Source organism: Streptomyces sp. NPDC101225, from assembly GCF_044767585.1.
In the GTDB taxonomy this organism is placed as follows: domain Bacteria; phylum Actinomycetota; class Actinomycetes; order Streptomycetales; family Streptomycetaceae; genus Streptomyces.
Map to the genome: position 1 here is coordinate 24,231 of NZ_JBIWOE010000020.1, position 19,802 is coordinate 44,032.

The window sequence follows — 19,802 nt, forward strand, 5'->3', positions numbered from 1 at the left end:
CACAATGGAACCGTGCCGACCCAGAAGAAGCCCCAGGTGACCGCCGCCCCCGCCAGGCGCCGTGAACTCCTCGACACCGCCGCCGAGGTCTTCGCCGAGCAGGGCTACAACGCCACCACCGTACGCAAGATCGCGGACCACGCGGGCATGCTCGCGGGCAGCCTCTACTACCACTTCGACTCCAAGGAATCGATGCTGGAGGAGATCCTGCGCACCTTCCTCGACGAGCTCTGGAGCGGCTACGACGCCGTCCTGCGGGCCGAGTCGGGACCGCGGGAGACCCTGGAGGCCCTGGTCACCGAGTCGTTCCGGGAGATCGACCGGCACCGCGCCGCCGTCGCGATCTACCAGAAGGAGAGCAAGCAGCTGGTCGCGCAGGAGCGGTTCGCGTTCCTCGCGGAGTCGCAGCGGAGCTTCGAGAAGGCGTGGCTGTCCACGCTGGAGCGCGGGGTCGCCGCCCAGGTCTTCCGGGCCGATCTCGACGTCCGGCTCACCTACCGGTTCGTGCGCGACACCGTGTGGGTGGCCGCGTCCTGGTACCGGCCGGGCGGACAGCACAGCCCCGAAGAGATCGCCCGGCAGTACCTGTCGATGGTGCTGGACGGGATCGCCGTACGCACATAGCCCTTTCTGCCGAGGGAGTCGCCATGGCCGAGGCCTACATCGTCGAAGCGGTACGCACGCCCGTCGGACGGCGGGGAGGCGGGCTGAGCGGGGTCCACCCGGCCGACCTCGGCGCCCACGTGCTGAAGGAACTGGTGGCGCGCGCGGGAGTGGACCCGGCCGCCGTCGAGGACGTCGTCTTCGGCTGTCTGGACGCGGTGGGGCCGCAGGCCGGGGACATCGCGCGGACCTGCTGGCTGGCGGCCGGGCTGCCCGAGGAGGTGCCGGGGGTGACGGTCGACCGGCAGTGCGGCTCCTCGCAGCAGGCCGTGCACTTCGCGGCGCAGGGCGTGCTGTCGGGCACACAGGACCTGGTGGTCGCGGGCGGCGTGCAGAACATGTCGCAGATCCCGATCGCCTTCGCCTCCCGCCGGGCCGCCGAGCCTCTGGGCCTCACACAGGGCCCGTTCGCGGGCAGCGAGGGCTGGCGCGCGCGGTACGGCGACCGGCCCGTGAACCAGTTCGCCGGGGCCGAGATGATCGCCGCGACGTGGGGAATCACCCGGCGGGACCAGGAGGAGTTCGCGCTGCGCTCCCACCGGCGGGCGCTGAGGGCCGTCGACGAGGGCCGCTTCGAGCGGGAGATCGTGGCGTACGGCGAGGTCGGCGCCGACGAGGGGCCGCGCCGGGACACCTCCCTGGAGAAGATGGCCGGGCTCAAGCCGGTCCTCGACGGCGGCACCATCACCGCCGCCTGCTCCTCGCAGGTCTCCGACGGGGCGGCGGCGATGCTGCTCGCCTCGAAGCGGGCGGTGCGCGAGCACGGGCTCACGCCACGCGCACGCGTGCACCACCTCTCCGTACGGGGCGAGGACCCGATCCGGATGCTCTCGGCGCCGATACCGGCCACCGCCCACGCCCTGAAGAAGACCGGCCTGAGCATCGACGACATCGACCTCGTCGAGATCAACGAGGCCTTCGCGCCGGTCGTCCTCGCCTGGCTGAAGGAGACCGGCGCCGACCCGGAGAAGGTCAACGTCAACGGCGGTGCGATCGCCCTCGGCCATCCTCTCGGCGCGACCGGCACCAGGCTGATGACGACCTTGCTGCACGAACTGGAGCGCACCGGGGGCCGGTTCGGGCTGCAGACGATGTGCGAGGGCGGCGGGCAGGCCAATGTGACGATCATCCAGCGGCTCTGAGGGGCTCCGGGCTGCGTCATGCGCGCGGGGAAGCCCCGCCCGCCGGCAGCGCGCCGACGATCTGCGCGGCCTGCGACATCACCCGCTCCACCAGCTCGGCGCACGACGGCAGATCGTCGATCACCCCGGCGACCTGCCCCGACGCCATCACCCCGAGGTCCGCGCGGCCGTCCACCATCGCCGACCTGAGCAGCATCGGGGTGTTCGCGGCGAGCAGGACCTGACTCCAGGACAGCTCCTTGCCGTGCCGGAGCGCGAGCCCGTCGCGCACCATCTGCCGCCAGGTGAGGCCCGAGAGCTTCCGGAACCCGGCCGCCCGGCGCACGGCGCGCACCAGGGCCGTCGTACGGCCGGCGTCCTCCAGCGAGTTCACCAGGTCCGTGCGGAGCATCCGGTGCGGCAGGCCGTCCACCGCCGTCGTCACGGTGACGTCCTTGACGGTCGCCGCCAGATACCTGCGCCGTGACCGCCGGCGGCACCGTCGAGTCCGAGGTGAGCAGGAACCGCGTGCCCATCGCGACGCCCGCCGCCCCGTAGGCCAGGGCCGCGACCAGGCCGACGGGCGGGTGGTCGTCGTCACCGGTGCCGGGCGCGGCCTCGGACGGGCGCACGCGCTCGCGTTCGCCGCCGAGGGAGCGCGGGTCGTGGTGAACGACCTGGGCGTGGGCCTGGACGGCGCGCCCGGCGCCGGTAGCCCGGCCGGGCAGGTCGTGGCCGAGATCCGCGCGGCGGGCGGCGAGGCGGTCGCGCACGGCGGCGACATCGCGACCACCGAGGGGGCCGCGTCCCCGGTGTGCGTCGCGCCCCGGCCGCCTATGTGTCGCACTCCAGTACCGTGCGGCACAGCCCGCAGCGTGCGCGGACGCGTCCCCGTACGGGCACCCGAATGCGCTGATGGCACGTGGGACACGGGAACGACACCCGCAGCGGACCACGGCCGTCCGGGCTGAACGAGTACGGCGCACCGGGGTGCGACGCCGGGGCGTGGTGGTCCTGGGCGTGCCGGCGGTCGCGGGCGTAGCGCCGCCGCCCCGCCCAGCCGGCCGCCGTCAGCGGGGGCTGCTGCTCGTCGTGGCGGGCCTTGGCCATGCCGCGGTTGTAGGCCTCGTAGGCCTGCGGGCTGGTGAACCAGATCGACGGGTCCTCGTCGAAGACCAGCGCCCGTTTCGCCAGGACGTAGCCGAACTCCTCCGGTGTCAGATAGCCGAGCTTCTGGGAGGAGGCCGCGTCCTCGCGGTAGGCGTCCAGCAGCAGCCAGCCCGCTCCCAGATAGGTCGTCGCGGTGTCCGTCAGGATCTCGTTGTCGCGGGTGCCGGGGAAGGACAGGTCCAGCCGGTGCAGATAGACGTGCATGATCTCGTGGGAGAGCGCGGCACCGATGTCCCGGCGGTGGGTGCGGAAGCGGTCGTTCAGCTCGACGAAGTACTCCGGGCCCGCCGCGAGTTCGATGTTCGCCGCGTGCTCCATCTCCCGGAAGCCGACGATCAGGCGGGCGTCCGGGAGGCGGTAGTGCCGCACGAGTTCGCGGGCCACCCGCTGGGCGCCCAGATAGAGGTCGTCCGTGTCCACGAAGGCCACGTCGGCGGGGGCGACGCTGCTGGAGAACGTCCGGATCGTGTCGTACGACAACCGCCGGTAGAGCGCGGTGATGGCGTCCCGCACCTTCTCCAGGTGTGGGAAGCCGTGCTCGACCGGTCCGCCGTTCGCCACGCCTGACCCCCAGGACGACCTGCACCCTGTTCCACTCTACGGGGAGGCGGACCCCTGGAGGGTCCGCAGGAGGACGCTCCCCGTTCCGGCCGGGTCCGAACCGTCCAGCTCCAGCAGCCACACCTCGTTCTCGCCCTCGCGCAGCACCGGCCCGGGCACGTACAGCGAGCGCTGCGGGCCGACCGACCAGTAGCGGCCCAGGCCGAACCCGTTGACCCAGACGAAGCCGCGGGTCCGGCCCGGCAGCTCGAGCCGTGCGTCACCGGCGCCGCGCACCGTGACGGTGCCCCGGTACAGCCCTGGGCCCTCGTCCTCGGGCAGCGGCCCGAAGGGGACGCCCCCGATGTCGTCGAGTGCGTCCAGACGCAGTCCACGCGCGCGTACGTCGTGCAGATACTGCCGTTCGTGCAGCAGGCCACCGGTGATGCCCTTGGGCTCGCCGCCGCGCGGCCCGTAGTTGACCCGCCCCAGGGACTCCACCCACAGCTCCACGCGCGCGGGCCCCGCGACGGGCTCCTTGAGCTGCTCGTCGCCCTCGCCGAGCACACCCGCCCGCTCACCGTCGACGTACACCACGGCCAGGTCCCGCAGCCCGCGGGCGGTCAGCGGATACGGCCGGCGCGGGCCGGGCACCGCGACCGTGTACCGCACGAGCCCCCGGTCCACGTCCAGTTCCTCGAAGGTGGGCGGCACCGGAGCCGCCCTCTCCGGGCCGCCACGCGCCTCCAGCACCACGTCCAGGGGCGCCCAGCCCTCCAGCCGCACCTCGGCCGGCGCCCCCAGCGGCGCGGGCGGGGGCGGCGGCTCGGGCAGCGGGCCCCCGGCGTACTCGGCGAGGACCTCGCGCATCCGCCAGAACTTCTCCGTGGGACGTCCCGTCTCGTCGATCGGGGCGTCGTAGTCGTACGACGTCACGTCGGGCTCCAGGGGGCCCTCGTGCAGGTCGCCGCCGCCCCGGTTGGCGCCCGCCCAGCCGGCGAAGCTGGTGCCGCCGTGCGCCATGTACAGGTTGACCGACGCCCCGCACTCCAGGATCTCCCGCAGCGCGTCCGCGGCGTCCCCCGCGTCACGGGCGGTGTGCTCGCCGCCCCAGCGGTCGAACCAGCCGCACCAGAACTCCATGCACATCAGCGGACCCCCGGGGCGGTGCCGGCGCAGTGCCCCGAACGCCTCGCGCGCGTGGGAGCCGAAGTTCACCGTCGCGAGCACACCGGGGATCGAGCCGCCGCTCAGCATGTGGTCCTCCGGGCCGTCGGAGGTGACCAGCGGGACCGTGACGCCCCGCTCCCGCAGCAGGTCGGCGAGGCCGCGCAGATACGCGGCGTCCGAGCCGTAGCTGCCGTACTCGTTCTCGACCTGCACCATGATCACGGGGCCGCCGCGGTCGATCTGCCGCGGCACGATCTCGTGCAGCAGTTGCCCGAACCAGCCCCGCACGTACCGCAGGTACGTCTCGTCGCGGGTACGCACGCGCGTGCCCAGCTCGCCCGTCAGCCAGTGCGGCAGGCCGCCGTTCTCCCACTCGGCGCAGATGTACGGCCCCGGGCGCACGATCGCCCACAGCCCCGCCGCCCGGGCCGCGTCCAGGAAGCGGCCGAGCGCCCGCACGTCCCGGTACCGGCCCGGCCGCGGCTCGTGCAGGTTCCACGGGACGTACGTCTCCACGCAGTTGAGACCCATCGCCCGCAGCATCCCCAGCCGGTGCTCCCAGTGCGCCTCGTGCACCCGGAAGTAGTGCAGCGCGCCGGACAGCAGCCGCACCGGGCGGCCGTCCAGCAGGAAATCAGCGTCCCCCACCCCGAACTCGCTCATGCCTCCCACCCTGACCCCCTGGCGGCGGCCCCGTCCATGGACAAAGATCACCGTTGCTTGGACCGAAACACGCGCACAGGGAGCGCGGATGTATCACACCTGGATGCGGTTCTTCACGCCCGGACCGGCCCACCACCGCACGGGCCTGGTCTGCCTCGGCGTCGGCCTGCAGTACGGCGCGCTGCCCACCGTCGGCCCCCGCACCCTCGACCACCACGTCGCCGTCGTCGTCAGCGCGGGCGGCGGCTGGTTCCTCGCCCCCGACGGCCGCCGCGTGGCCGTCACCGCGCCCGCGCTGCTGTGGCTCACCCCCGGAGTGCCGCACCACTACGGCGCCGGGCCCGACGGCGGCTGGGACGAGGGCTTCGTCGTCTTCACCGGGCCCGCCGTCGCCCCGTACACCGAACTCGGCTACATCGAGCCGGACCGCCCCGTGGTGCCGCTCTCGGACGCCGCGGACGCGCGCGGGGTGATCGGCCGCATCGCGCGGGCCGCCCGCCGGGGCAACCCGCTGCTGGAGGTCGAGACCGGCGCCGCCGTCCACGAGCTCCTCGTCGCGCTGCGCCGTGCCCGGGCCGACCTCGCCCCCGACGGCGACCCCGTTCTCAAGGCCCTGGCCCGCGACGCCTGTCTGCCCATGACGGTCGCGGAGCACGCCGCCCGGCACGGCATGAGCCCGGCCGAACTGCGCGCCGCCGTCCGCCGCGGCGCCGGCTGCAGCCCCAAGGACTTCCTGCTCGGCATCCGCCTCGGCCGGGCCAAGGAGCTCCTCGCCGCCACCGAACTGCCCGTCGCCGCCGTCGCCCGCCGCGTCGGCTACGACGATCCGGCCTACTTCTCCCGCCTGTTCACCCGCCGCGTCGGCATGCCCCCGGTCCGCTTCCGCGCCCAGCAGTACCGCGCCGTGCCCGGCGGCTGGAGCGACCGCGTGCCGGATCCCGACGACCCGCCGAGGATCGGCCCCTCGCCCGGTCCGCGGGGATGATCGCACCCCGGCCCGCCCCGTAGGGTGGACGCCCATGACCACCAGCAACACCGGCACTCAGGACGTCGACCCCGCCGTCCGCGCGGAACTCGCCAGGCTGCGCGACAGCATCGACAACATCGACGCGGCCGTCATCCACATGCTCGCCGAGCGCTTCAAGGCCACCCAGCAGGTCGGACATCTGAAGGCCGCCCACCGGCTGCCGCCCGCCGACCCGGCCCGCGAGGCGCGCCAGATCGCGCGCCTGCGCGCCCTCGCGGAGAGCGCGAAGCTGGACCCGGCGTTCGCTGAGAAGTTCCTGAATTTCATCGTCGCGGAAGTGATCCGTCACCACGAGCGCATCGCCGAGGACACCGTGAACGGCTCCGCGTAGACGGCCAATTGACCTCGGCAGATGCCACAGGGGGAGTGACAGCACGGCCGGCAGGGGGCATGCTGCGCTGTGCACTCCTTGTCAGCTGACGAGCACGCCACGTCAGTATTCCGGTCATAAGCTGGTTGTCCACGCGGGAGGGACGTCGGGCCATGCCGGATGCCAAGATCCTCATCGTCGACGACCACGAGGACACCCTGTACGCCCTGGAGAGCGCCCTGGCGCCGCTGGGCTACCGGCTGGGACGGGCCACGAACGGCGACGACGCCCTCAAGCAGGTGCTCCGCGGGCAGGTCGGCCTCCTGCTGCTCGACGTCCGCATGCCCGGCGTCAGCGGCCTGGACGTGGTCCGCTACATGCGCCGGGTCGAACAGACCCAGCACATACCGGTGGTCCTGCTCACCGGCTTCGGCCTCGACCACCTCCTGACCTCCGCGGCCTTCGGACTCGGCGTCGCCGACCTGGTCGTCAAGCCCATCGACCCCTGGGCCCTGCGCACCAAGGTCCGCTACCTCTACGACGCCCATCAGCGCTTCCTCGACCTGGAGCAGGAACTGCGCGACCTGCGCGCCCTGGTCAAGGGCCGCACCGACGCCGACGGCCCCGCGCCCCGCGCCCCCGCCCTGCCCCACCCGGACTCCCGCCCGCCCGTCCGGCGCACCGGCAGGGCGCACGAGGCAGAGCTCGAACAGGAGCGGACGTAGCACGAGGGGGGAGCGGGCAGGGCCCGCGTACCGATTCCCCCTGTGCCTTGTCAGTGCCATCAGGCAGCATTGCCTGCATGTCCGTACTGACGCGCAACGAAGCGCAGACCCGTGCCACGCTCCTCGACGTCCACCGCTACACGATCGACCTCGATCTGACCACCGGCGACGAGACCTTCGACTCCCGTACCGTCATCCGGTTCAGCGCGCACGCGGACGCCGACACCTTCGTGGAGGTCAAGCCCGCCGAGCTGCGCTCGGTCACGCTCGACGGACAGCCCCTCGACCCCGAGACCCTGCGCGAGAACCGCCTGCCGCTGAAGGGACTCACGGCCGGCGAGCACGAGCTGCGCGTCGACGCGAGCATGCGCTACTCCCGCACCGGCGAGGGCATGCACCGCTTCACCGACCCCACGGACAGCGAGACCTACCTCTACACCCAGCTGTTCATGGAGGACGTGCAGCGCGTCTTCGCCGCCTTCGACCAGCCCGACCTCAAGTCCGTCTTCGAACTGACCGTCAAGGCCCCCGAAGGCTCGACCGTCCTCGCCAACGGCGTCACCGAACACCTCGGCGAGGGCCGCTGGCAGGCCGCGCCCACCCCGCCGATGTCGACCTACCTCGTCGCCGTCGCCGCCGGGCCCTGGCACTCGGTGCGCACCGAGCACCGCGGCCTGCCCTTCGGCATCCACTGCCGCCGCTCGCTCGCCGCCCACCTGGACGCGGACGCCGAGGAGCTCTTCGAGGTCACCCGGCAGTGCTACGACCGCTACCACGAGAAGTTCCAGGAGCCGTACCCCTTCGACTCCTACGACCAGGCGTTCGTCCCCGAGTTCAACGCCGGCGCCATGGAGAACCCGGGCCTGGTCACCTTCCGCGACGAGTTCGTCTACCGCTCCGCGGTCACCGACGCCGAGCGGCAGACCCGCGCCATGGTCATCGCCCACGAGATGGCCCACATGTGGTTCGGCGACCTCGTCACCCTCCGGTGGTGGGACGACATCTGGCTGAACGAGTCCTTCGCCGAATACATGGGCTACCAGACCCTCACCGAGGCGACCCGGTTCACCGACACCTGGACCGACTTCGGCGTCGCCCGCAAGTCCTGGGGCTACGACGCAGACCAGCGCCCGTCCACCCACCCCGTGGCCCCGGAGAACGTCGACGACACGGCCTCCGCCCTCCTCAACTTCGACGGCATCTCCTACGCCAAGGGCGCCTCCGCGCTGCGTCAGCTCGTGGCCTGGCTCGGCGAGAAGGACTTCCTCGCGGGCATCAACACCCACTTCGCGCGCCACAAGTTCGCCAACGCCACACTCGCCGACTTCATCGACTCCCTCGCCTCCGCCACCGAGCGCGACGTGCACGCCTGGGCCGACGCCTGGCTGCGCACCACCGGGGTCGACACGCTCAGCCCGGAGGTGACCCGCGGCGACCCGGGCACGTACACGCTCCAGGTCGACCGCGCCGGCAGCCGCCCGCACCGCATCGCCGTCGGTCTCTACGACCAGGACGTCTCCGACGAGGACGGGCAGCTCGTCCTGCGCGAGCGCCTCGACCTCGACATCCCGCAGACCGGGCCGCAGGCGCTCGGCAAGCGCCCCGCCCTGCTCCTGCTGAACGACGGCGACTTCACCTACGCCAAGATCCGCTTCGACGCGGAGTCCTTCGAGACGGTCCGCACCAGCCTGTCCGGCCTGCCCGACCCGCTCACCCGCGCGGTCGTGTGGAACGCCCTGCGCGACGCCGTCCGGGACGGCCGGCTCCCACCCGCCGCCTACCTGGAGGTGGCCCGCACGCACCTCCCGCACGAGACGGACCTCGCCCTCGTGCAGGGCGTCCTGGCCTTCGCCTCCGCCCAGGTGGCCGGCCGCTACGTCACCCCCGAGGAGCGTCCGGCGGCCCTGAGCACGCTCTCCTCCCTGTGCCGCGACCTCATCCGCCGCACCGAGGACGGCGACCACCCCGGACTGCGCCTGATCGCCGTACGCCACTTCATCGCCGTGGCCGCGCAGCCCGACACCATCGCCGCCTGGCTCGCCGAGGGCACCGTCCCCGGCGGCCCCGAGCTCGACCCCGACCTGCGCTGGCGCGTCCTCGCCCGCCTCGCCGTGCTCGGCGCCACCGACGAGGCCGCCATCGCCGCCGAACTGGACCGCGACCCCTCCGCCACCGGCCGGGAGGGTGCCGCCCGCTGCCGCGCCTCCCTGCCCGACGAGCAGGCCAAGGCACGCGCCTGGGAGGCGATGTTCGGCGGCGACGAGCGCACCGACCTCTCCAACTACCTCTTCATCGCGACCGCCCAGGGCTTCTGGCAGCCCGAGCAGGCCGACCTCGTCCGCGACTACGTCCCGCGCTACTACGAGGACGCGGTGGCGGTGGCCGCCCGTCGCGGCCCTGCCATCGCCGACGCCGCCGGCCGCTGGGCCTTCCCGCTCCACGCCGTCGACCAGGAGACCCTCGCCCTGGGCCAGACCTGCCTGGCGGACGCGAAGCCGATCCCGGCGCTGCGGAGGAAGCTGATCGACCAACTGGACGACCTGGCGAGGGCGTTGCGGGTCGTTTCAGCCCGTCCGGCGCTCGGGGACAAGGCTCCTTGAGGGCCGAGGGCGTGTTTCGGACGTAGCGTCGTCCGCCCGCCGGGCAGGCGGGACCGTCGAAACACGCCCTGGGCCGCGGCCCCGGACCCCGGCGCCGCGGCGTCCCTCCCCGCCGCAGCGCCGCAGGCGTACCCACTTTCGGGTTCCGATCGTTGACTCCTCGGGCACGCGCACGCATCCGCGTCCAAGCTGGAACTCCCTCAGCCCGCGCGCCCGGGAGGAACCCATGAGCACGTCCAGCCTCGCCTCGGGCCCCGAAGGCCGCGGCGCCCTGCGCCCCCTGCTCGACACCGTGCTCGACGCGCTGGAGGCGGGCGCCCGGGCGCGCGGAGGTCCCCTGCCCGCCGGCGGACCGGACGCCGTCACCGCACGCGTGCACGCCGCGGTCGGGGACGTACTGCCGCAGGACGGCGACCCCGACGCCCTGCGCGTCCTCGTGCACGCGCTCGCGGAGGGCGCGGCCGACCCGGCCGATCCGCACTGCGTCGCCCATCTGCACTGCCCGCCGCTGGCCGTCGCCGCCGCGGCCGACCTGGCGGCGAGCGTCCTCAACCCGTCCCTGGACTCCTGGGACCAGGCACCGGCCGCCTCCGCCCTGGAGGCCCTCGTCACCCGCGCGCTGGCGCGGGAGGCCGGTGTCGCCGACGCCGTCGTCACCACCGGCGGCACCGAGTCCAACCACCTCGCGCTGCTGCTGGCCCGCGAGCGGCACGGCGCCGGCATCCGCCTGGTCTGCGGTGCGAACGCCCATCACTCGCTGCCCCGTGCCGCCTGGCTCCTCGGCCTGCCCGACCCGGTGATCGTCCCCGCCCCCGCCGGCACCCTCGACCCCGCCGCCCTGGACGAGGCTCTGACCGCCCTGCCCGGTCCCCACCTCGTCGCGGCCACCGCCGGGACCACCGACGCGGGCCTCATCGACCCCCTCCCCGAGATCACCGCCCTGTGCACGGCCCACCGCGCCCGGTTGCACATCGACGCCTCCTACGGCGGGGGCCTGCTGTTCAGCGAGCGCCGCCGTGAGCAGCTCGCCGGTCTGGAGCGCGCCCACAGCATCGCCCTCGACCTGCACAAACTGGGCTGGCAGCCGGTCGCCGCGGGGCTCCTCGCGGTCCGCCACCCCCGCGATCTGGCCGCCCTCCGGCACCACGCCGACTACCTGAACGCCGACGACGACACCGCGGCCGGTCTCCCCGACCTCCTGGGCCGTTCCCTGCGCACCAGCCGGCGCCCCGACATCCTCAAGATCGCCATCACGCTGAAGAGCCTCGGCCGCAGCGGCCTGGGTGCGCTCGTCGACCAAGTCTGCGGCCACGCCCGTGAGTTCGCGGGCCTCGTCCAGCACCATCCGGCCTTCGAACTCCACGACCGGCCCACCATCAGCACGGTCCTGTTCCGGCCCGCGCACACCACCGACGCCACGGTGGCCGCCGTCCGCCGAAGCCTCCTCCAGCAGGGCCGTGCCGTCCTCGGCCGGGCCCGCCTCGACGGGCGGCTCTGGCTCAAGGCCACCCTGCTCAACCCCGACACCCGCCCCGCCGACCTGGCCACGCTCCTCGCCCTCGTCGAAGAGGCCGCGAAAAAGGCCGCCGAGGAAGCCGAGAAGGCCGCGGCAGCCGCAGATCAAGCCGACGCACTCGTGGAAGGATCCACCCCCCGATGAGCACCACCCCCCGCCCCCACCCCGCTCCCCACGAGCCCGACGCCCCCCGCGACCTGGTCGGCATCGGCATCGGCCCCTGCAACCTCTCCCTCGCCGCCCTGGCCCAGCCGCTGGCCGGCCTGGACGGCGTCTTCTACGACCAGCGCCCCTCCTTCGCCTGGCACCCGGGCCTGCTCATCGAGGGCTCCCGCATCCAGGTCCCCTTCCTGGCCGACCTGGTGACCCTCGCCGACCCCGCCAGTGAATGGAGCTTCCTCAACCACCTCAAGGCCCGCGACCGGCTCTTCCCCTTCTACTTCGCCGAGCGCTTCCACATCCAGCGCGCCGAGTACGACGCCTACTGCCGCTGGGTCGCCGACAGCCTCCCCGGACTCCACTTCGGCCACCAGGTCGACGCCGTCCGCTGGAACCCCGAACGCAACCTCTTCGAGGTCGACTTCACCCAGCTCGACGCCGACGGGGAGGCCGAGGCGCTCGGCCGCACCTACACCAGGAACATCGTCCTCGGCATCGGCACCGAGCCCTACGTGCCCGACCCGCTCAAGCCGCTCGCCGACGCGCCGAGCGTGCCCGTGGTGCACGCGGCCGACTACCTCGCCCACCGCGAGGCCCTGCTCGGCGCCGAGCACGTCACCGTCATCGGCTCGGGGCAGTCGGGCGCGGAGATCTTCCTCGACCTGCTCCGCGCCCGCCCCGCCGCCCGCGAGAAGCTCCACTGGCTGGGCCGCACCGAGGCGTTCGCGCCCATGGAGTACTCCAAGCTCGGACTGGAGCACTTCACACCCGACTACACCCGCTACTTCCACGCCCTGCCCGAAGGCGTGCGCGACCGGCTCCTCGCCGGGCAGTGGCAGCTGCACAAGGGCATCGACGCCGGCACCGTCGCCGCCATCCACGACGAGCTCTACCGCCGCTCCCTGCACGGCGGCTGGCCCGACGTCGTCCTCACCCCCGGCGTCCGCGTGCGCACCGCGGGCCGTGTCGCCACCACCAAGGTCGAACTCCATCTGGAGCACGTGCAGCAGGACACCCGCAGCCGGCTCACCACCGACGCCGTCGTCCTCGCCACCGGCTACCGCGAGCGCCCGCTCGACCGCCTCCTCGCCGGCCTCGACCCCTGTCTGCGCCGCGACAACCGCGAACGCCCGCGTGTGGACGAGCGGTTCCGCCTCGCCCTGGACCCCAGCGTCAGCGGCTCCGGCTGCCACATCTACGTCCAGAACGCCGAACGGCACAGCCATGGCGTCGGCGCGCCCGATCTCGGCCTCGCCGCCTGGCGCAGTGCCACCATCATCAACTCCCTCACGGGCAGGGAGACGTACCCGCTTCCCACCCGGACGGCCTTCACCACCTTCGGGCTCGACCAGTCGCAGCAGCCGCCGCGGATCCCGCAGGCACGGCAGGCCCAGGTGCTCACCCCGCTCGCCGACGGAAGGTGACAGAGTGGGTCGTATGACCCTCCCTGCAGCGGACGACCCCGGCCCCGCCGTCCCCTACGGCACCCCCGACGCGCCCCGCATCGCCGTCCGAGGCGAGGCGCGTCTCGAGGTGGACCCGGAGATCGCCCGCATCGGCGTCACGGTCGCCTCCCGCGGCAAGGACCGCCGCGCCGCCCTCGACGACCTCACCCGGCGCAACGCCACCGCCCTGGATCTGGTCAAGTCCTACGGGGAGGCGGTGGAGCACCTGGAGACGGGCGCCTTCTCGATCAGCCCGGAGCTCAGGGAGAAGGGCCGTGGCGAGCGGGTCCACGCCTACCACGGCCGGGTCCACCTCACCGCCGAGCTGACCGACTTCACCGCCCTCGGCGAGCTCACCACCCGCCTCGCCGACCTGGAGCTGACGCGGGTGGACGGCCCCTGGTGGGCACTGCGCCCGGACTCGCCGGCCCACCGCGAGGCCCGGCAGCAGGCGGTGCGGGAGGCGGTCCAGCGCGCCCGGGAGTACGCGGAGGCGCTCGGCACCTCGCTGGCGGCCCTGGTGGAGCTGGCCGACATCGGCGCCGAGGATGCCCAGCCCTACCCCCAGCCCTCCGGCCGCATGCGCTCGATGGCGTACGGCGCTGCCGAGGACGCCGCACCGGCCCTCGACCTCGAACCCCAGCGCCAGAAGGTCCATGCCGCGGTCAACGCCCGGTTCACCATGCATCCGCCGCGCGTATAGCCGGGGACACGGCCCTGACCGGGGAAATGCTCATCAGAGCGTCCCACCGCACAATTCAATACTTGTCAACACCCCTTCACCCAAAGGTTGTTGAGTGGTCATGCCCGGCCAATTCTCTACCCGCCGGTAAGGCCTAGGCTCGAATCATGCGCCGAGCAAAGATCGTTTGTACCCTGGGACCCGCCACCGACTCGTACGACCAGATCAAAGCGCTGGTCGACGCCGGAATGGACGTGGCCCGGTTCAATCTCAGCCACGGCCATCACGCCGAGCACGAGGAGCGGTACCGGCGGGTGCGGAAGGCCGCCGACGAGACCGGCCGCAGCGTCGGGCTCCTCGCGGATCTTCAGGGCCCGAAGATCCGGCTCGGCGGTTTCGCGGAAGGGCCCGTACTCCTTGAACGCGGTGACACCTTCACCATCACGGTCGAGGAGGGCGTGCAGGGGAACGGCCACACCTGCGGCACCACCTACCCGGGTCTCGCCGGTGACGTCACTCCCGGTGAGCGCATCCTGGTCGACGACGGCAAGGTCTGCCTGGAGGTCGCGTCCGTGGACGGCCCCCGGATCCGCACCACCGTCGTCGAGGGCGGCATGGTCTCCGACCACAAGGGCCTGAACCTCCCCGGCGTCGCGGTCTCCGTCCCCGCGCTCTCCGCGAAGGACGAGGCCGACCTGCGCTGGGCGCTGCGCACCGGCTTCGACGTCGTCGCGCTCTCCTTCGTCCGCAGCGGCCGGGACGTCGAGGACGTCCACCGCATCATGGCCGAGGAGGGCCGCCGCCTCCCCGTCATCGCCAAGGTGGAGAAGCCGCAGGCGGTCGAGGCGATCGACGACATCGTCGCCGCCTTCGACGGGATCATGGTCGCCCGCGGGGACCTGGGCGTGGAGATGCCGCTGGAGCAGGTCCCGATCGTCCAGAAGCGCGCGATCAAGCTGGCGAAGCGCAACGCCAAGCCGGTGATCGTGGCGACCCAGATGCTCGACTCGATGGTCGACAGCGCACGGCCGACGCGCGCCGAGGCGAGCGACGTGGCCAACGCCGTCATCGACGGCACGGACGCGGTGATGCTGTCCGGCGAGACGAGCGTCGGCAAGTACCCGGTCGAGACGGTGGGGACGATGGCGAGGATCGTCGAGGCGGCGGAGGAGGATCTGCTCGCCAAGGGCCTGGCGCCGCTGACCGAACGGAACAAGCCGCGCACGCAAGGAGGCGCGGTGGCCCGTGCGGCGGCGGAGATGGGCGACTTCCTCGGCGCGAGGTTCCTGGTCGCGTTCACCCAGTCGGGCGACACCGCCCGCCGGCTGTCCCGCTACCGCTCGCCGATCCCGCTGCTCGCCTTCTCGCCCGAGGCGGCCACCCGCTCCCAGCTCAGCCTGACCTGGGGCGTGGAGACGTTCCTCGGGCCGCACGCGGGTTCCACGGACGCGATGGTCGAGCAGGTCGACGATCTGCTGCTGAAGTACGGCCGCTGCGAGAAGGGCGACATCGTGGTGATCACGGCCGGTTCACCGCCCGGGGTGTCCGGCTCGACCAACATGGTCCGGGTGCATCACGTCGGCGAGGACGACAGCCCGGCCTGAGCAGCTCATCGGGGCGACCTTGGAATCGAAGTAAAAGTGCCCCGGGTCGGACTCGAACCGACACTGTACGGGTTTTGAATCCGTTGCCTGCTGCCAATTGGGCTACCGGGGCTCGCAGAATCAAAGGTTTCCCCCGACCCTCCGCGCACCTACTTTACCGCAGCTGGGTAGGCTCTTGTCAGCAGCACCCCTGCCCTGCAACAAGGAGCTCAAGTGACCGCCCCCGAGTCGCCCCAGCCCGTGGACACGCCCGACGAGGACAAGTCGCACGTGCCTCCGATGACGACCCGTGTCGTCATCGCGGAGGACGAGGCCCTGATTCGGCTCGACCTCAAAGAGATGCTCGAGGAAGAGGGTTATTCCGTCGTCGGCGAGGCCGGTGACGGCGAGCAGGCCATCGAACTCGCCCGTGAGCACCAGCCGGACCTGGTCATCCTCGACGTCAAGATGCCCAAGCTGGACGGCATCTCGGCGGCCGAGAAGATCGCCGAGGAGAGCATCGCCCCGGTGCTGATGCTCACCGCCTTCTCCCAGCGCGACCTCGTCGAGCGCGCCCGGGACGCCGGCGCGATGGCGTACCTCGTGAAGCCGTTCAGCAAGTCCGACGTCGTACCGGCGATCGAGATGGCCGTCTCCCGCTTCACCGAGCTGAAGGAGCTGGAGAAGGAGGTCGCCGACCTGACGCTGCGTCTGGAGACCCGCAAGCTGGTCGACCGCGCGAAGTCGATCCTCCAGACCGAGTACGGCCTGAGCGAGCCGGCCGCCTTCCGCTGGATCCAGAAGACCTCCATGGACCGCCGCATGTCGATGCAGCAGGTCGCCGAGGCGGTCATCCAGGACGCGGACGAGAAGAAGGCGTCCAAGAGCTGACCGCGCACGTCACGAGGCCCGCGTCCCCCGGTCGTCCGGGGAGCGCGGGCCTCGTCGTGGCGGGCGGGAGGTGCTCAGTCCTCGCCGAGGTACGCCTTGCGCACCGACTCGTCGCGCAGCAGGTCCTGTCCGGTGCCGGACAGGACGATGTTGCCGACCTCCATCACATGGCCGTGGTCGGCCAGCGACAGCGCCGCCTGGGCGTTCTGCTCGACCAGCAGGATCGTCGTCCCCTGCGACTTGAGCTCGGCGATCGTCGACATGATCTTCTGCATCATGATCGGCGACAGGCCCATGGAGGGCTCGTCGAGCATCAGCAGCTTGGGCTGCGACATGAGGGCGCGGCCCATGGCGAGCATCTGCTGCTCACCGCCGGACAGGGTGCCCGCGGCCTGCTTGCGCCGCTCTCCCAGGATCGGGAAGAGGTCGTAGGCCCGCTGGATGTCCTTCTCGATGCCCGGCTTGTCGGTGCGGAGGAAGGCGCCCAGCCGCAGGTTGTCCTCGATCGCCATCCTGGGGAAGATGTGCCGCCCCTCGGGCGAGTGGGCGAGCCCCAGGGCGACGATCTGGTGGGCCGGGGTCTTCTTCAGCGACTTGCCGTTGAACTTGATCTGGCCGCCGACCGCCTTGAGCAGACCCGACAGGGTGCGCAGCGTGGTGGTCTTGCCGGCGCCGTTGGTCCCGATCAGGGTGACGACCTCGCCCGCCTCCACCTTGAACGAGATGCCCTTGACGGCCTCGATCTTGCCGTAGGCGACGCGGAGGTCCTCGACCTCGAGCAGTGCGGTCATCGGTCGGTCTCCTTGCCGGGCGCGGCGTCCGTCGGGGTGTCGGCCTGGGCCTCGGCGCCTTCGGCCCGGGCGGCCTCCTCGTCGGTGCGCGAGTCCTCGAAGGGCTCTCCGAGGTAGGCGGCGACGACGCGCTCGTCGCCCTGGACGGTGGCGCTGTCGCCCTCGACGAGCTTCTCGCCCTGGACGAGCACGGCCACCCGGTCGCAGAGGTTGAAGATGAACCGCATGTCGTGCTCGATGACGAGGACGGCGATGCCCCGGTCGCGGATCGCGAAGACCAGCTCCTCGGTGGCCCTGGTCTCCTGCGGGTTCATGCCGGCGGTCGGCTCGTCGAGCAGCAGCAGACCCGGCTCGCTCGCCAGGGCCCGGGCGATCTCCAGCTTGCGCTGTTCGCCGTAGGGCAGGTTGCGGGCGAGGTGGTCGGCCTTGGCCGCGAGGCCCACGAACTCCAGGAGCTCCATGCCGCGTGCGCGCGACTTCGCTTCGGCCCGGTGGAAGCTGGGCAGGCGCAGCACCGCGGACCAGAAGCCCTCCTTGGTGCGGGTGTGGCGGCCGACGAGCACGTTCTCCAGGACCGTCATGTTGGCGAACAGACGGATGTTCTGGAAGGTCCTCGCGATGCCGGCCGCGGTCACCTTGAAGGACTTGGCCGGCAGCACCTCGTCCTTGTAGCGGACCTCGCCCTCGGTGGGGATGTAGAGGCCGGTGAGGCAGTTGAAGAAGGTCGTCTTGCCGGCGCCGTTGGGCCCGATGAGGCCGACGATCTCGCCGCTGTTGACGGTGAGGTCGACGTTGCGCACCGCGGTCAGGCCGCCGAAGCGCATGGTCACGCCGCGGGCGTCGAGTACGACCTGTCCGGGGGCGGTGGCGTCCGGGGTGGTGCCCTGGGTGGAGGTGTCGGTGGTCATGTGTGGTCAGACCCCTGTCTTGCCGAGGACTGTGGGCGCTTCGGCCTCTTCGTGGAACTCCAGCTGGCGGCGCCGGTTGGGAACGAGGCCCTCCGGGCGGAAGCGCATCAGCAGGATGAGCGCGACACCGAACGCGAAGAGCTGGTAGTCGCCGAGGAACTGGAGCTTGTTGGGGATGAGGAAAAGCAGCGCGGCGCCGATGAGGGGGCCGCCGATGGTGCCCATGCCGCCGAGGACGACCGCGGCGAGCAGGAACGCGGAGTTCGGCGGGATCGGGCCGGCGAACTGGTACTGCTCGGGTGTCACGGTGTAGGTCACGTGCGCCTGCACGGTGCCGGCGAGACCCGCGAGGGAGGCGCCGACGGCGAAGGCGATGAGCTTGACCCGGAAGCCGTTGATGCCCATGGCCAGGGCGGCGGTCTCGTCCTCACGGATGGCGACCCAGGCACGGCCGATGCGGGAGTCGCCGCTGCGCCGGAAGACGAGCACGACGACGGCCGTGATGATCAGCATCAGCAGGAAGTAGTTGGCGAACCGGCCGATGGTGAAACCGAGGATGTCGTGCGGGGCACCGAGGTCCCAGCCGAGGATCTTCAGGTTCGGGATCGACGAGATGCCGTTGGACCCGTTGGTGATGTCGGGACCGGAGGTGCCGTCCAGGTTGTTGGCCGTGATGCGGAAGATCTCACCGAAGCCGAGGGTGACGATGGCCAGGTAGTCGCCGCGCAGCCGCAGGGTCGGCGCACCGATGAGGATGCCGAAGGTGAGCGAGGCCGCGGCGCCGACGAGGACGGCCGCCCAGAACGGGAAGTGCACGTCGAACGGCGAGCTGGGCGAGCCGGAGACCAGGGCCGCGGCATAGGCGCCGACACCGAGGAAGGCGACGTATCCGAGGTCGAGGAGGCCGGCGAGGCCGACGACGATGTTCAGGCCGAGGGCGACGGTGGCGAAGATCAGGATGTAGACGCCGAGGGTCGCGTACTGGTCGTCGGTCTGGGTGAAGGGGAACAGCGCCGCCGCGATGAAGGCGCCCCAGACGGTGATGGTCTGGTGCCGGGCGGTGATCTGGGAGGCCTGGGCGACCAGGCCGGCCTTGTTGAGGGCGGCGAAGCCGAAGCCGGCGGTGATCAGGAAGCCGACGAAGAGCTCGTCGTACTCGGTGCCGATGCCGTAGGTGAAGACCAGCAGGCCGACGGCCATGATGCCCGCGATGATCAGGATCTCGACGAAGGCCGGGAGCTTGCCGACGGGCCGCGCGGGGTTGGCGGCGAAGGCCTTCTTGACGGTCTCCCACCGGTGGGACGACGTGTTCTTGAAGTGCTCCCAGGCGGAGTCGTCGGGGTCGATCGGGTCGGGCTCGGGGTGCTGGAAGGGCAGTGCCAGGGCACCGACGAAGGCGGCGAGGCTGGCGATCGCGACGAGGTAGCCGCCCGGGTCGAGATTGACGACGCCGCCGAGTTCGTCGCTGATCGCGATGACCGTGTACCAGGCGGTGGCGAACGCGGCGAGCGCGGCCATCTTCAGGGCGGCGTCGCCGCCGGCGGGCACGAGCCCGCGCAGCCACCCGACGCCGTAACCGGCCAGGGCGAAGAGCGTGGTGAAGATGCCGCCGATCAGGACGAGGACCTGCAGGCCGCCCGGGTAGCCGTAGACGGTGAGGTCGCCGGGGAACGCGGACGTCCAGGTCCAGGACATGAACGTCGAGATGATCGTGAGTACGCCGCCGCCGAGGGCGAGGGCGCGGCCGAGTTGCGGCGGGAGGGCGATCAGGCCGGACGGGGCGGCCGCGGCCGGGGTCTCAGGGGTCTCTGGAGCGGTGGTCTGTGTGGTCATCGGTG

At 72.1% G+C, this 19,802-nt stretch carries 16 protein-coding genes, 1 tRNA gene and 2 pseudogenes; 12 read left to right on the forward strand and 7 right to left on the reverse strand.

Going from position 1 to position 19,802, the window contains the following annotated elements; genetic code table 11:
• The first annotated feature begins 12 nt into the window (after positions 1-12).
• Positions 13-624, forward strand: a complete 612-nt coding sequence (locus ACIRPX_RS25965; RefSeq protein WP_404199070.1) for a TetR/AcrR family transcriptional regulator — start codon at positions 13-15, stop codon at positions 622-624.
• 23 nt (positions 625-647) lie between these two features.
• Positions 648-1,805, forward strand: a complete 1,158-nt coding sequence (locus tag ACIRPX_RS25970; RefSeq protein ID WP_404199072.1) for an acetyl-CoA C-acetyltransferase — start codon at positions 648-650, stop codon at positions 1,803-1,805.
• 16 nt (positions 1,806-1,821) lie between these two features.
• On the opposite strand, the pseudogene ACIRPX_RS25975 reads toward ACIRPX_RS25970, so the two are convergent.
• Positions 1,822-2,374 (reverse strand): annotated as a pseudogene (locus ACIRPX_RS25975) (NAD(P)H-dependent flavin oxidoreductase); the annotation flags it as partial.
• Here ACIRPX_RS25975 and ACIRPX_RS25980 point away from each other — a divergent pair.
• Positions 2,372-2,608 (forward strand): annotated as a pseudogene (locus tag ACIRPX_RS25980) (SDR family NAD(P)-dependent oxidoreductase); the annotation flags it as partial. The pseudogenes ACIRPX_RS25975 and ACIRPX_RS25980 sit on opposite strands and share 3 nt — an antisense overlap.
• A gap of 10 nt (positions 2,609-2,618) precedes the next feature.
• Here ACIRPX_RS25980 and ACIRPX_RS25985 read toward each other — a convergent pair.
• Together ACIRPX_RS25985 and ACIRPX_RS25990 are read right to left on the reverse strand one after the other, a co-directional pair.
• Positions 2,619-3,515 (reverse strand): hypothetical protein, encoded by an 897-nt coding sequence (locus tag ACIRPX_RS25985; RefSeq protein WP_404199073.1) that lies wholly within the window; start codon positions 3,513-3,515, stop codon positions 2,619-2,621.
• A 36-nt stretch (positions 3,516-3,551) separates the two neighbouring features.
• Positions 3,552-5,327 (reverse strand): beta-galactosidase family protein, encoded by a 1,776-nt coding sequence (locus ACIRPX_RS25990; protein WP_404199075.1) that lies wholly within the window; start codon positions 5,325-5,327, stop codon positions 3,552-3,554.
• An 88-nt stretch (positions 5,328-5,415) separates the two neighbouring features.
• Between ACIRPX_RS25990 and ACIRPX_RS25995 the strand changes: the two genes are divergently transcribed.
• The 8 genes from ACIRPX_RS25995 to pyk all read left to right on the forward strand — a co-directional run bounded on the left by ACIRPX_RS25995 (position 5,416) and on the right by pyk (position 15,395).
• Complete coding sequence (locus ACIRPX_RS25995) at positions 5,416-6,312, forward strand: helix-turn-helix domain-containing protein (protein WP_404199078.1); 897 nt, start codon at positions 5,416-5,418, stop codon at positions 6,310-6,312.
• A gap of 34 nt (positions 6,313-6,346) precedes the next feature.
• Positions 6,347-6,685 (forward strand): chorismate mutase, encoded by a 339-nt coding sequence (locus ACIRPX_RS26000; protein ID WP_404199080.1) that lies wholly within the window; start codon positions 6,347-6,349, stop codon positions 6,683-6,685.
• Positions 6,686-6,837: 152 nt separating this feature from the next.
• The gene (locus ACIRPX_RS26005) at positions 6,838-7,389 is read left to right on the forward strand and encodes a two-component system response regulator (RefSeq protein ID WP_404199083.1); all 552 of its coding nucleotides are present in this window, start codon (positions 6,838-6,840) and stop codon (positions 7,387-7,389) included.
• Positions 7,390-7,466: 77 nt separating this feature from the next.
• Positions 7,467-9,989, forward strand: a complete 2,523-nt coding sequence (gene pepN / locus ACIRPX_RS26010) for an aminopeptidase N (RefSeq protein WP_404199085.1) — start codon at positions 7,467-7,469, stop codon at positions 9,987-9,989.
• A gap of 226 nt (positions 9,990-10,215) precedes the next feature.
• On the forward strand, positions 10,216-11,649 hold the full coding sequence (locus ACIRPX_RS26015) for a pyridoxal phosphate-dependent decarboxylase family protein (RefSeq protein ID WP_404199088.1): 1,434 nt from the start codon (positions 10,216-10,218) through the stop codon (positions 11,647-11,649).
• Complete coding sequence (locus ACIRPX_RS26020) at positions 11,646-13,088, forward strand: lysine N(6)-hydroxylase/L-ornithine N(5)-oxygenase family protein (RefSeq protein WP_404199091.1); 1,443 nt, start codon at positions 11,646-11,648, stop codon at positions 13,086-13,088. Before ACIRPX_RS26015 ends, ACIRPX_RS26020 begins: the two co-directional genes overlap by 4 nt.
• 13 nt (positions 13,089-13,101) lie before the next feature.
• Positions 13,102-13,812: an SIMPL domain-containing protein gene (locus tag ACIRPX_RS26025; RefSeq protein ID WP_404199094.1), complete on the forward strand. Its 711-nt coding sequence runs from the start codon at positions 13,102-13,104 to the stop codon at positions 13,810-13,812.
• A gap of 146 nt (positions 13,813-13,958) precedes the next feature.
• The gene (pyk, locus tag ACIRPX_RS26030) at positions 13,959-15,395 is read left to right on the forward strand and encodes a pyruvate kinase (RefSeq protein ID WP_404199097.1); all 1,437 of its coding nucleotides are present in this window, start codon (positions 13,959-13,961) and stop codon (positions 15,393-15,395) included.
• A 37-nt stretch (positions 15,396-15,432) separates the two neighbouring features.
• Here the strand turns inward: pyk and ACIRPX_RS26035 are convergent.
• Positions 15,433-15,507, reverse strand: a tRNA-Leu gene (locus tag ACIRPX_RS26035).
• A gap of 101 nt (positions 15,508-15,608) precedes the next feature.
• Between ACIRPX_RS26035 and ACIRPX_RS26040 the strand changes: the two genes are divergently transcribed.
• Positions 15,609-16,265 carry an ANTAR domain-containing response regulator gene (locus tag ACIRPX_RS26040; RefSeq protein ID WP_404199100.1) on the forward strand — a complete coding sequence of 219 codons (657 nt, stop codon included), beginning with the start codon at positions 15,609-15,611 and terminating at the stop codon, positions 16,263-16,265.
• Positions 16,266-16,339: 74 nt separating this feature from the next.
• Here ACIRPX_RS26040 and ACIRPX_RS26045 read toward each other — a convergent pair whose 3' ends face one another.
• From ACIRPX_RS26045 to ACIRPX_RS26055, 3 genes are read right to left on the reverse strand one after another with little or no spacing between them, the layout of a single operon-like run.
• Positions 16,340-17,056 carry an ABC transporter ATP-binding protein gene (locus ACIRPX_RS26045; RefSeq protein WP_404199103.1) on the reverse strand — a complete coding sequence of 239 codons (717 nt, stop codon included), beginning with the start codon at positions 17,054-17,056 and terminating at the stop codon, positions 16,340-16,342.
• Positions 17,053-17,964 (reverse strand): ABC transporter ATP-binding protein, encoded by a 912-nt coding sequence (locus ACIRPX_RS26050; protein ID WP_404199106.1) that lies wholly within the window; start codon positions 17,962-17,964, stop codon positions 17,053-17,055. Before ACIRPX_RS26050 ends, ACIRPX_RS26045 begins: the two co-directional genes overlap by 4 nt.
• A gap of 6 nt (positions 17,965-17,970) precedes the next feature.
• Entirely contained in the window at positions 17,971-19,797 is a 1,827-nt protein-coding gene (locus ACIRPX_RS26055; protein ID WP_404199109.1) for a branched-chain amino acid ABC transporter permease, read from the reverse strand.
• Positions 19,798-19,802 lie beyond the last annotated feature (5 nt).